The sequence below is a fragment of the Mesorhizobium sp. M7A.F.Ca.CA.002.04.1.1 genome, assembly GCF_004022805.1.
Lineage (GTDB): Bacteria > Pseudomonadota > Alphaproteobacteria > Rhizobiales > Rhizobiaceae > Mesorhizobium > Mesorhizobium ciceri.
This window is the reverse complement of record NZ_RZPL01000094.1, coordinates 1-11,427: the sequence shown is the minus strand read 5'-3', so window position 1 is coordinate 11,427 and position 11,427 is coordinate 1. Positions and strand designations below refer to the sequence as shown.

At 62.8% G+C, this 11,427-nt stretch carries 14 protein-coding genes and 1 tRNA gene; 9 read left to right on the top strand and 6 right to left on the bottom strand.

The features are described 5' to 3' along the window. Positions 1-437: 437 nt before the first annotated feature. Positions 438-1,670: a sugar ABC transporter substrate-binding protein gene (locus ENZ75_RS07575; RefSeq protein ID WP_013528982.1), complete on the bottom strand. Its 1,233-nt coding sequence runs from the start codon at positions 1,668-1,670 to the stop codon at positions 438-440. Positions 1,671-1,853: 183 nt separating this feature from the next. Between ENZ75_RS07575 and ENZ75_RS07570 the strand changes: the two genes are divergently transcribed. The 3 genes from ENZ75_RS07570 to ENZ75_RS07560 are packed head-to-tail and all read left to right on the top strand — an operon-like array spanning position 1,854 to position 4,604. After that, a complete protein-coding gene (locus tag ENZ75_RS07570) occupies positions 1,854-2,642 on the top strand; it encodes an SDR family oxidoreductase (RefSeq protein WP_063169479.1) in 789 nt (262 codons plus the stop codon). Positions 2,643-2,644: 2 nt separating this feature from the next. After that, complete coding sequence (ugpC, locus tag ENZ75_RS07565; protein ID WP_013528980.1) at positions 2,645-3,712, top strand: sn-glycerol-3-phosphate ABC transporter ATP-binding protein UgpC; 1,068 nt, start codon at positions 2,645-2,647, stop codon at positions 3,710-3,712. Between the two features lie 10 nt (positions 3,713-3,722). Continuing rightward, complete coding sequence (locus ENZ75_RS07560) at positions 3,723-4,604, top strand: MurR/RpiR family transcriptional regulator (RefSeq protein ID WP_013528979.1); 882 nt, start codon at positions 3,723-3,725, stop codon at positions 4,602-4,604. A gap of 16 nt (positions 4,605-4,620) precedes the next feature. Here the strand turns inward: ENZ75_RS07560 and ENZ75_RS07555 are convergent, their stop codons facing one another. Both ENZ75_RS07555 and ENZ75_RS07550 read right to left on the bottom strand, forming a co-directional pair. Next, positions 4,621-4,938 carry a DUF167 domain-containing protein gene (locus tag ENZ75_RS07555; RefSeq protein WP_063169480.1) on the bottom strand — a complete coding sequence of 106 codons (318 nt, stop codon included), beginning with the start codon at positions 4,936-4,938 and terminating at the stop codon, positions 4,621-4,623. Positions 4,939-4,951: 13 nt separating this feature from the next. After that, positions 4,952-5,242 carry a YggT family protein gene (locus tag ENZ75_RS07550; protein ID WP_013528977.1) on the bottom strand — a complete coding sequence of 97 codons (291 nt, stop codon included), beginning with the start codon at positions 5,240-5,242 and terminating at the stop codon, positions 4,952-4,954. A gap of 159 nt (positions 5,243-5,401) precedes the next feature. On the opposite strand from ENZ75_RS07550, the gene ENZ75_RS07545 reads away from it, so the two are divergent. The 6 genes from ENZ75_RS07545 to ENZ75_RS07515 all read left to right on the top strand — a co-directional run bounded on the left by ENZ75_RS07545 (position 5,402) and on the right by ENZ75_RS07515 (position 9,088). Further along, positions 5,402-5,477: transfer RNA gene (locus tag ENZ75_RS07545), tRNA-Ala, on the top strand. 331 nt (positions 5,478-5,808) lie between these two features. Then, positions 5,809-6,558 (top strand): helix-turn-helix transcriptional regulator, encoded by a 750-nt coding sequence (locus tag ENZ75_RS07540; RefSeq protein ID WP_024504719.1) that lies wholly within the window; start codon positions 5,809-5,811, stop codon positions 6,556-6,558. A 434-nt stretch (positions 6,559-6,992) separates the two neighbouring features. Beyond that, positions 6,993-8,051 carry a SagB/ThcOx family dehydrogenase gene (locus tag ENZ75_RS07530; RefSeq protein WP_245478600.1) on the top strand — a complete coding sequence of 353 codons (1,059 nt, stop codon included), beginning with the start codon at positions 6,993-6,995 and terminating at the stop codon, positions 8,049-8,051. Positions 8,052-8,119: 68 nt separating this feature from the next. Next, positions 8,120-8,374, top strand: a complete 255-nt coding sequence (locus tag ENZ75_RS07525) for a hypothetical protein (RefSeq protein WP_024504721.1) — start codon at positions 8,120-8,122, stop codon at positions 8,372-8,374. 4 nt (positions 8,375-8,378) lie between these two features. Then, positions 8,379-8,639 (top strand): hypothetical protein, encoded by a 261-nt coding sequence (locus ENZ75_RS07520; RefSeq protein WP_024504722.1) that lies wholly within the window; start codon positions 8,379-8,381, stop codon positions 8,637-8,639. Between the two features lie 128 nt (positions 8,640-8,767). After that, the gene (locus tag ENZ75_RS07515; RefSeq protein ID WP_063170396.1) at positions 8,768-9,088 is read left to right on the top strand and encodes a hypothetical protein; all 321 of its coding nucleotides are present in this window, start codon (positions 8,768-8,770) and stop codon (positions 9,086-9,088) included. 25 nt (positions 9,089-9,113) lie between these two features. Here the strand turns inward: ENZ75_RS07515 and ENZ75_RS07510 are convergent, their stop codons facing one another. The 3 genes from ENZ75_RS07510 to exbB all read right to left on the bottom strand — a co-directional run. Continuing rightward, entirely contained in the window at positions 9,114-10,058 is a 945-nt protein-coding gene (locus tag ENZ75_RS07510) for an energy transducer TonB (RefSeq protein ID WP_063169481.1), read from the bottom strand. After that, positions 10,055-10,522 (bottom strand): TonB system transport protein ExbD, encoded by a 468-nt coding sequence (gene exbD, locus ENZ75_RS07505; protein ID WP_063169482.1) that lies wholly within the window; start codon positions 10,520-10,522, stop codon positions 10,055-10,057. The genes ENZ75_RS07510 and exbD overlap by 4 nt, the downstream gene beginning before the upstream one ends. A gap of 4 nt (positions 10,523-10,526) precedes the next feature. Then, positions 10,527-11,427: tonB-system energizer ExbB (exbB, locus tag ENZ75_RS07500; RefSeq protein WP_245481134.1), on the bottom strand; the 901-nt coding region annotated here is incomplete at its 5' end.

Genomic DNA, 11,427 nt, shown 5'->3' with positions numbered 1-11,427 from the left:
GACTTGGTCCGGCCTCGTTCTTCTCAGGGCACCGCTTCAGGATTCCTTGCAACCGTCGGCGCTGCCCTCACCTGCTCGTCCGTTCTCCGCAGCAGTTGCGGAAGGGCCCCTTTCCTCTCCCCCGTCGATCGGGGGAGAGGTGTCGAGCGAAGCTCGACGGAGTGGGGGTCGACCCCTTGGGCGCAAGGCGAGACTTGCGCCTGGTGCTCTTCCTATATCCGTTCGCGGTGGCTGCCAGGTGGTTCCCCCACTCCGTCTCGGCTTCGCCGAGCCACCTCTCCCCCCTCCGGTGGGAGAGGAAAGGAGCCTGGCTGGGCGGCGTTGACATCGACGAACTATCTTTCTGCTCGAGGCTGCAAGATGTGGCGCGCCCCGCCTGAATCTGGGGCGCGCCACGGGCGCAGGGAGATACGCCCTATTCCTTCAGCACTGCCCCCCTACTTCTTCAGCACCGCATTGGCCTTGGCCGCCGCGTCCTTCAGGCCTGCCTCGGGGTCGCCGCCGAGATAGATCTTCTGCATGGCGTCCGACGTGATCTGGGCGACCTCTTCCCAGCCCGGGATGACCGGCGCGAAGCGGGCGTCGGGCAGCAGAGCGGTGAACGCGGCCAGATCGGCATTGTTGACGTAGTAGTCCATCTTGGCCTCTTCCTTGTTCACCGGCAGGAAGCCTTCGCCCTGTGTGAACTTGGCACGCTGCTCCGTGGTGAACAGGAAATCGAGCAGCTTCCAGGCCTCGTCCTTGTTCTTGGAGTTCTTGAACATGATGATGGAATCGGTGACGCCATAGGTGCCGCGCGCGCCGGTCGGTCCGGCGGGAATGGCCGCAACGCCGTATTTCAGGTTCGGCGCCTCGTCCTTGATCTGGTTGGACAGGAAGGGTGCGGTGATCATCATGCCGACCTTGCCCTGCTTGAACAGGTTCTGCACGTCCTCGCGGTTGTTGGAGGTGACGCCGGGTTCGGTCAGGCCTTCGTCGATCATCGACTTGTAAAGCTTGGCGGCTTCAAGCGCGCCGGGCGTGCTCAGGCCCGAAGTGCCGTCCTTGTTGAGGATTTCCGTGCCGTAGGACCACATCGCATAGTAGTAATAGACGTCGGTCTCGATCTCCTTGCCCTGCAGGCCGAAGCCGAACGTGCCGGACCCCAGAGCCTTGATCTTGCGCGCATCTTCCTGCAGCTCGGTCCAGTTTGCCGGTGGCTTGGCGATGCCGGCCTTCTCGAACAGCTCCTTGTTGTAGTACATGGCGCGCGCCGAGGCAGCGATCGGCAGGCCGTAGGTCTTGCCATCCATGATCGAGGGCGACAGGAAGGTGTCGATGAAGCGGTCCTTGAAGTCGGGCTTGATGTAGCCGTCGAGCGGCTCGGCGACATCCTGCTGGACGAAGTCGATCAGCCAGCGCGTGCCGATGATCGACAGATCGGCATTGGTGCCGGCGGTGATGTCGGTGGTCAGCTTCTGCAGCAGCACATCCCACGGCACCACTTCGAACTTGACCGTGATGCCGGGGTTCGCCGCCTCGAATTCCTTCTTGACGCTGTCGAAATATGGGCCAGTCTTGGCGCTGTACTCGGCCACGGTGACCCGCACCTCGCCCGCATCCGCCTGCGCCGCAATTGCCAGCATGCTCATTCCGGCCATCAGGCCGACAGTCCATTTTGCAAGACTCATTTGAACTCTCCCATTTTGATTTTTGCGCCTGCGCGCCTCTTCGTTACCCAAGCAGAAGATTTATGTTACTTTCCTACATTATCGTGGATTTGAAGGCTTGCAAGCAGATTATTCTGTTGCTTAATTACATTTTGTGGACTAGGCCTGATCCGACCTGTCGAAGATCCCGGAGGATGACGCACGGTGGTTTCGCAAACGGAACTCGAAGGCAGGGCCGAATTCGAGGGCAAGACTGTCGTTGTGACGGGTGCGGGCGGCGGCCTCGGCACGGCCATCGTGGCGCTGATGGCGCAAAGGGGCGCCAGGGTCGTAGGCTGCGACCAGTCGAGCGAGGCGTTGAAGAGCCCGTTTTTTGCCGCCCGCCACGTCTTCGATCTTCTCGACAAGGCGTCGATAGCCACAGCGATCGCCGCCATCCTCGACCGGGACGGTGTGCCCGACATTCTCATCAACAATGCCGGCTGGACGCGCGCCGAGACGCTCCCCGCGCTCAACCCCGACAGGATTGAGCAGGAACTCGACCTCAACCTGACCGGCGTGATGAATTTCGCCGATCCGCTGGTCAAGGCGATGGCCAGCCGTGGCTCCGGCAGCGTCGTCTTCATCTCCTCGGTCAACGCCATCGCGCATTTCGGCAATCCCGCCTATGCCGCGGCCAAGGCCGGCATCAACGCCTATGCCAAGGCGATCGCCGTCGAGCTCGGCCGCAGCGGCCTGCGCGCCAATGTCGTCTGCCCCGGATCGATCCGCACCGCCGCCTGGGACCACCGCCTTGCCAAGGATCCCGAAATCCTCGGCAAATTGCAGCGGCTCTATCCGCTCGGTCGCATCGTCAACGCTGCGGAAGTGGCGGAAGCCGTCGCTTTCCTTGCGTCCGATCGCGCATCGGGAGTAACAGGCGTGGTGATGCCCGTGGACGCGGGACTGACCGCCGGTTGCCTGCCCTTCATCGACGACATATTGGGAGCGTGAGCATGACCGACGTCGAGTTCCGCGACCTGTCGAAATCCTTCGGGCAGCACAAGATCCTCGAGAACATCAGCCTCGATATCAAGAGCGGCGAGTTCGTCGTCCTGGTCGGCCCGTCCGGCTGCGGCAAGTCGACCTTGCTGCGCATGCTCGCCGGCCTGGAGACGATCACTTCCGGCGATCTGTTGATCGGCGGCGTGCGCGCCAACGCGCTGCCGCCGCAGCAGCGCAACATCGCCATGGTGTTCCAGTCCTATGCGCTGTTTCCGCATCTGAAGGCATCGGACAATATCGGTTTCGGCCCGAAGATACGCGGCGAGACGCGCACGGTAATCGATGAGAAGGTCAAGAAGGCGTCCGGGGTCCTCAATCTCTTCTCCTATCTCGACCGCTATCCCCGCCAGCTGTCGGGCGGCCAGCGCCAGCGCGTCGCCATGGGCCGCGCCATCGTGCGCGAACCGTCTGTGTTCCTGTTTGACGAACCCCTGTCCAATCTCGACGCACAATTGCGCGTGCAGATGCGCGTCGAGATCAAGGCTCTGCACCAGCGGCTGAAATCGACGATCGTCTACGTCACCCACGACCAGATCGAGGCTATGACCATGGCCGACCGCATCGTCGTGATGGATCGCGGCAGGATCCAGCAGGTCGGGGCGCCGCTGGAGCTTTATGACAGGCCGGCCAACAAGTTCGTCGCCTCCTTCCTCGGCTCGCCGTCGATGAGTTTCGTCTCGGGTTCGCTCAAGACGACGCTTGAGAAAACCTGGTTCGAATCGGCCGGTGGCGGGCGGCTGGCGCTTGCCGGCAAACAGGTGCCGGCGGACAGCGCGGTGGAGGCCGGCATCCGGCCCGAGCATTTTGTCATCGGCGAGGCTGTCGACGCGATGGCGATCAGGGTGGATGTCGTTGAGCCCACCGGCTCCGAAACACATGTCTATGGCGCTATCGGTGCTGATACGGTACGCGCCGTGTTCCGTGACAGGGTGCCGGTCAGGCCGGGAGACCTGCTGCCGGTCTCGGTCGATCCCGGCAACATCCATCTGTTCGACAAGGCGACGGGCCTGCCTCTATGAAAATATCAGCATGAAGACGCCGGCCGACATCATCACGCGCCTGCAGCTGATGTCGCAGGACGGAACGAAGTCGGATCGCAAGCTGGCCGGCTTCGTGCTGGCAGACCTCGACTTCGTTTCCAAGGCGGCGATTTCGGAAATTGCCGCGCGCGTCGGTGTCAGCGAGCCGACGGTGACGCGGTTCTGCCGCAACCTCGGCTGCGAGGGCCTGCGCGACTTCAAATTCTATCTGGCGCAAGCCATCGCCATCGGCGGCCAGTATCTGTCGCCGGAGCCGTTGAGCCGCGATGCCCGCGAACAGCGCATCGCTTCCGCCATCACCGAAGCGGCGATATCGGCCATCCAGCGCGCCAGCGAAAACCTCGACATGACGACGCTGGTCGCCGTCGCCGCACGCATCGCGGTTTCCGGCAATGTGCTGTGCATCGGCTCCGGTGGCATTTCGTCGATGATGGCGACCGAAATGCAGAACCGGCTGTTCAGGCTTGGCGTGTCGGTGCTGGCGCAAATCGACGGACAGTTGCAACGCATGTACGCCGCCGTCGCCACCCCCGACACCACGCTGATCGCCTTCTCCGTCTCCGGCTATGCACGATCGGTCATCGATGCGGTGCAGGTCGCCCAGCAATATGGCGCCACGACGATCGCCATCACCCCGCCGGACTCCGCGCTCGCCAAGGTCGCCGACACGGTCATCCATTTCCAGTCGCTGGAAGACGGCAATATCTACAAGCCGACATCGTCGCGCTATGCGCTGCTGTCGATCGTCGACATGATCGTCACCTCGGTCGCCGAGACGCGCGGACCAAGGGTTCTGGAAAATCTGCGCCGCATCAAGCAGAGCGTCAACACGTTGAAAGTTGACGATCCGCGTTTGCCGCTGGGGGATTGACCCTCCGGCAAGGACATCAGGCCTGATGGCCGAGCGCCTCGATGCTTTTCGCCAACGTCTCCGGATCGCCTTCAATGCGCACGGTCTTCAGCCGCGCCGTGCCGCCGGCGACAACCGAGACGGCGGACCCCGGCACGCCAATCGCCTTGGCAATCAGCTTTTCGAGCGCATGATTGGCGGCGCCGTTTTCCGGCACGGCGCGGACGCGCGCTTTCAGATGGCTTCGCTCGTCCGCCGTGGTCTCGATGCCTTCGAGCCTGTCCAGCGCAGCCTTCGGCGTCAGCCGGACAAACACGTCGACACCATCATCGCGCAGGCGAAACGGCGCGCTCATACGATCATCGGGCTCACAGGACCAGAGGCGCCACACTGGTCAATATGAACTGCCGCAGGAAGAACAGGATCAGAAGCAGGATGATCGGCGAGATGTCGATGCCGCCAAGGTCCGGCATGAAACGGCGGATCGGCCGCAACGCCGGTTCGGTCAGCCGATAGAGCATGTTGCCGATGGAACCGACGAACTGATTGCGCGAGTTGACGACGTTGAAGGCGTAAAGCCAGGAAAAGATCGCCGATGCGATGATGATCCACCAGTAGAGGTCGAGCGCCATGACGATTGTCTGAATGAGGGCGAGCATGCCGGTCTCCAATTGTTGCCGACATGTAGCCATTGCACGCGAAACCGGCAAGGGCCGCCTGCCACGGTGCGCCGGTACGGCTGCCAGCCACTGGATTTCGGCAAACCTCCGCCTTGACAGGAAACCGCAGCGCCCGATAAATGCGCCCATCCGCTGGACGGGGCTGTAGCTCAGCTGGGAGAGCGCGTCGTTCGCAATGACGAGGTCAGGAGTTCGATCCTCCTCAGCTCCACCAGCGGATTAATTCCTCGCTCTCCGCGCCATATGCACTCCGCGACGCTCGTCCGGGCTTGCCTCCACGGCTGGCATTCGCCGTGCCGGCGCGCCTAAAAGGCCGCGCGCCGCGCCGCCTGTTTTCGCAATCTCCGGCAAGACTTTTGTCAATTGGACTTATGGCGGAAGCGCTCGTCGATTGTTTCCGTTTTTTTTGCAAACCGCCCCACTAAATTGACGTTACCAAATCAGTTTTTTCTGTGCGTTGTGGCCAAGGCGTTTCGGCGGGGGCGACCGGAGACGCTATATGGATTTCGAGTTGAAATGAAAAACCCGCCCGCGGAAGCAAAGACGTGTCAATTCGCGAGAATCTCGCTGCAAATCTTAGACGGCTGAGCAAGGACCATGCCTCCGTAAGTGCGGTATGCCGTGAGCTGCACATCAATCGCACGCAGTTCGAACGCTACCTGCAAGGGCAGACCGTTCCCAACAAGGCCACCGCCAAGCTGATATGCGATTACTTTCGGATCGACGAGGCCGAACTGTACCAGGATCCCGGCGCACCCGAGCCCGCGATGCGTGGCCTGCCGCCGGTTTCCGAGAGCCTGTTCAACCAGATGATCCGCCCTCCCAGTCCTTCGATCGCGGGCGGCACCTATTTCACCTATTTCTCGATCCCGGGCCGCCTCGACCTCCTGATGCGCTCGGTGACCTTCGTGCGGCGCGAAGCCGAACTGGTCACCTTCCGAAGGGTCACCGGATGGTCGGAGCGCCAGGGATCGACCTGGGCACGAGCGCGCGGCAATCACTATGGCGTGGCGATCTCGCGGCTGAACTGGATCTATTTCAGCGGCATCAATCGCCGACAGACCGGAGAGCCGTCGCTGATCTCCGTGCAATGGGCTCCCATCTCCGAACCGGTGCTGATGGGCAAGGCCATGCTTCTGACGGAGGCCGGCCCGGCATTCGTGTCCGTCATCATGCGGCGCGACATTGCCAATATCCAGGCAAGGGATGCCATCAGCATGGCGCATGTCATCAGCCTCGACGATGCGGGCGTCGACCAACTGGTTGTCAGCCTGACCCGGGACGGGTTGGGCTAATCCCTCGGATCGCCGTGTCTTACGCCAAATAAGAATAAGCGTACGCCGATAAAGCGTATGCCAACGATTGTCTACTCTGTATCTGAATAAAATCGATATTTTACACTTTAATGCCAGGAAAGATAATCCACACGTCCGTCTTCGGCTCGTGGTTTTACTATAATTTTAACAAACCATTAACTCTTCCGACCTTACCTTTCTTCACGCGGATCCCATTCTGGGGGTCTTTCAACGGATCCCAAATGGGGGTCAGGAAAGGGATAAAAATGGCCAAGAAAGTGACTAACGCTCCGAAGCTGACGATTGCCGCCGGCACGCAGACCGTCTTCTTTTCGCAGGGTATGCACTACAACAAGCGCTGAAGCCGTTCTGCGCCGACGAGCGGTTCGCTTGTCGGCGCCTCGGCTCCGCAGATGGCATCCAGCTTCATGAAAATGCGCTCTTCGAAAACGCTCGTTTTCTACCCCGGACCGAACAAGGTCACGGCATGCAACTTCCTGACCAGAAGCGTCTTCGAATGCAGCCCTGAGATGGTCGGCCTTCTCGCATCGTGGGACAAATGGGCATCGACGGCGGACATTGCCCGCGCCCATGGGTGGTCGAAGTCCGAGTTGAAGGCTGTCGTTCCGCAGTTGCTCGATTTTTCCGCCCTGGTCACCGCCGGATCGCCTCTCGCCGAGCAGGAGGAACAATTTTCAGGACAATGGAGTTGGGGGCTTCCGACGGCGCTGATGCATTTCTGCGTCCAGGACAGCGAATACATGACCATCGAGCAGGCGGAAGAGCGGCAGATAGAACGCGCCGGCCATACGCCGCAGCCGGACCTCCTGCTCAAGAATTCCGCCGGCGCTATCCAGCTGCCGAATGCACTGGAAGACAACGAACTTCTTAGCTTGATGGCGCGGCGCCGCACCAACCGCACGGCGGCTCAGCCCACCATCACAGCCAAACAGCTTTCCGATTGCCTGTTCGCAGGGCTCGGCATCATCGGCGAGACCGCCAATTGCGTTGGCACCCTGCCGCTTGGCATGACCCCTTCCGGCGGCGCGCGGAATCCCTATGAGGCCTATGTGGTCGCGCTCGGCGTCGATGGCCTCGAGCCCGGTGTCTATCATTATTCCGCCGCCGATCACGACCTTGGCAGGATTTCCGCGAACCATCTGCCGAAGATCTCCGAACTGGTCGGCGGACAGGAGTGGGCTGATAGCATGCCGTGCCTGATCCTGCTTTGCGCCAGGCTCGATCGCACGATGTGGAAATATGAGGACGCCAACGCCTATCGTGTCGTGCTGATCGAGGCCGGCCATATCGGCCAGAATATCATGCTGGCGGCGACCAATCATGGCCTGTCGGCATGTCCGACAGCCGCGCTCAATCATTCCGCCATCAAGCGGCTGCTTGGTCTCGACAGTCTCACCGACGCACCGATCTATGCCTTGACCCTCTCGACCCCGGAAAGAGACCCGTCCACCGCGAGCCAATCCATCAATTAGTCGACCAACAATGTGCAGTCCGGCCAGTAACGCGTTCCCCAGGGTATAACCAGAGACAGGAGCAGCACGTGCCAAATCAATCCTTACGCCAGTCGGAAATCGATAGTCTTCAATATATTTCGTCGATGACCAATGAGCTCGTGCAAATGGCCGAATCAAGCCGTTTTCCGATGATCTCCTATCTGCTGGGCATGGCCTATGCGGAGGCCTTCGACGTTCTTCGCGGCGCACGGCCGGCCAGGCATGCGCAGCTCAGCGGCAACCCGCTGCACCCCAAGGCGCAGGCAAAAGACAATCGTGCCGCCCAGCCACGGAGAGCGTAGCGACATGCAATCGTCAGCCGCATGCGCGGTGGCCGGCTCGACCTCCCGGCCAAACCGCTGGGAGACGCTGTGCGCGTTGCAAAGCCTGCTGCCGCTGCTGAAGAAAGCCGCGACGGATCTGCACCGCGCCGACATGGTCTACTGGTTCGAGCAGGCCGATGCCGAGGTCGCCAACATCATCAGGGGCCACCCCTCCGATGCAACCGCGATCCCGACCCTGATTGCATCCTGCCCGCAGGACCGGCATCCGGTCGCTCAGGCTTGATGCAAGTCGCCCGCCCAAACGCCACGCGCTTAGTGGTTCAGCGCCGCTGAACCGCTCTGATCACCAGCTTTCAGGCAATTCCAGACCGGAGCCTATTGCGCGCCTGGAATGCCAAGGGGGACCTGCACATGAACATGATAGCCAACATCAGAAGCGTCGATGCCAGGGAAAGCATTTTCAGTCGGCTCGACGTCTTGATCGCCAGGCGACCGCCATCGCCTGACGCCGCGCGGATCGAGGCCCGCCAACTCGTCTCGATGGCGATTGCCGACAGCTGCCAGGCCGACAGTCTCTGGGGTACAGTGGACGCCTTCCACGCCCATTTCGACTTCATGATGCAGACCATCGAGATCAACGGAGCCGATGACCCGAGCCTCGGGCTGTTGCGCACGAAATGCCGTTTCTATCTCGAACAGGTCGAGGCCCTGAGCCTGTCGCTGGCCTACTGACAGGCCGCTTCGATCAAATTCGGTCCTAGTTGCGCAGGCTGAACACGAACGGCGCTGTACGGCTCAGACGCGAACCGAGTTCCGGCGGCGGTGCCGGCACCGTGGCGCCTTGCAGCACGGCGAGCGCCGCACGGTCCAGATCCGCATCCCCTGAGGAACGAGAGAGCCTGGCAGACCGGACCCGGCCGGACGAGTCGACCGTGAAGGCGACATACGGCCTGCCTTCCACGCCTCGGGCCTTGGCAGAACTGGGATAGCGCGTGTGCCGCTTGATCCAGGCGCCCAGACGGGAGTCCCATTTGCTGGAGTCGCCGGAGCGCGACGTCGATTCCGCTGCCTTCGGCGCGGCGGTCCTGGCCGCGGGCCGTGCGTCGGCGCTGGCGACGGTTGCCGTCTTCGGCGGAGCCGCCTTCTCCTTCTTAAGCCGCGGCTTGGGCTTCTCGACAGGTTTTTTCGCCTTGGCCTCGACCGGTTTCTTGTCTTTGACAATTTCGACCGGTTTCGGCTGCGGCAAGGGAATGACGACGTCTGGCGTGACAGCCTCGACAACATCCGGGATGACCTCATCCGGCGGCGGCTGATCGGCCTGTTCAGCCGTTTCGGTCCGGTTGGGTTCGGCCTCGTCGGGCGCGACCGCTTCCGGTGGCTCGACAACCGGCTTCGCCTTTTCGACCGGTTCTTCAGGTGTCGGCTCGATCGTCGGTGTCGGTTCGGTCTGATCTGGCGTCACCGCGTCCAGCGCGGCGACCTGTTCTTGTACGGCCGGCATCACCACCATCGGCGCCATCTCGATCACCTGGGCCGGTGGCGGACCGCCGTCCGCTTCGGTGACCATGGTGAGATTCTGCACTGCATAGGCGACCGCGACATGGGCTCCGAGGACCAGCGCGGCAGCACCGGCCCACAAGCCAAGGTCGCGCCAGCCGAAGCGCGACATCTGGACCGAGGGCACGGCGACCGCTTGCGTCATGGCGCCGCCGCACGGGTGGCTGTGGGCGCGGGGGCATTGGACGCGGGAGCCGTCTCCAGGCCGACCAGCGCGATCTTCAGATAGCCGGCACCGCGCAACAGGTTCATCGCCTCCATCAGGTCGCCATAGGCGACCGCCTTGTCGGCGCGCAGGAAGATGCGCGTCTGCTTGTCGCCCTTGGTCTTGGCGTCCAGCGTCGCGGCGAAAGCCGGGCGTGGCACGCCGTCATTGCCGATCGCCAGCGTCAGATCGTCCTTCAGCGTCAGGAACAGCGGTGTCTCGGGCCTCGGCGCGGGCGTTGCGGTCGAACCCGGCAGGTCGACATTGACATCCACCGTGGCCAGCGGTGCCGCGACCATGAAGATAATCAACAACACCAGGATGACATCGATGAACGGGGTGACGTTGATCTCGTGGCTTTCCTCGAGATCGTCATCCATGGTCTGTCGGATTCTGCTTCCCATGGCGCTACTCCGCCGCCAGTGGCGCGGCCGGCGCGACGGTGCGGAAGTCGAGGTCGCGGCTGACCAGTCGTTCGACCCCTGCCGAGGCATCGGCGAGGATCTGCCGATAGCCGGCTATCGAGCGGGCGAAGACGTTGTAGATGACGACGGCCGGTATGGCCGCGACCAGGCCCATCGCGGTGGCCAGCAGCGCTTCGGCGATGCCCGGCGCGACCACGGCGAGATTGGTGGTCTGCGCCTGCGAGATGCCGATGAAGGCGTTCATGATGCCCCAGACCGTGCCGAACAGGCCGACGAAGGGCGCGGTCGAGCCGATCGTCGCCAGCACGCCGGTGCCGCGTGACATGCGCCGCGCCGCCGCCGCCTCGATGCGCGACAGGCGCGACGTAACCCGTTCCTTGAGGCCATCGCCTGAGACATGATCGAGGGCGCCGGCTGAGAGTGCGGTCTCCTCCTCGGCCGCCCGCACCAGCAGCGCGCCCGGGCCGCCGCTGCGGTCGAGGGTACTGCCGGCCTGCTTCAGCGTGGCGGCCTCGCCGATCGCCCGCACGGCGCGACGGATGCGCAGCTTGCCGCCGAAAAGCTCCAGCGACTTGGCCAGCCATATCGTCCAGGTGACGAGGGAGGCAAAGGCCAGCCCGATCATCACCGCCTTGACGACGATATCGGCCGCCATGAACATGCCCCATGGCGACAGGTCATGCGGCAAGGTCAATTCCATCGCCGTCGAAGGTCCGGCCTCGGCTGGCGCGGCTGTGTTCGGCTGGGTGCCTGGCTGCGAAGGCGCCATCGTGGCCGGCGGAGCGACTGCCGGTGCGGCGGGCGCCGGCGCAATCGGCGCTGGGGCCGTGGGAGCAGCCGGGGTGGGGGCATCAATCGCCGGCGCGGCACCGGCCGGTTGCTCC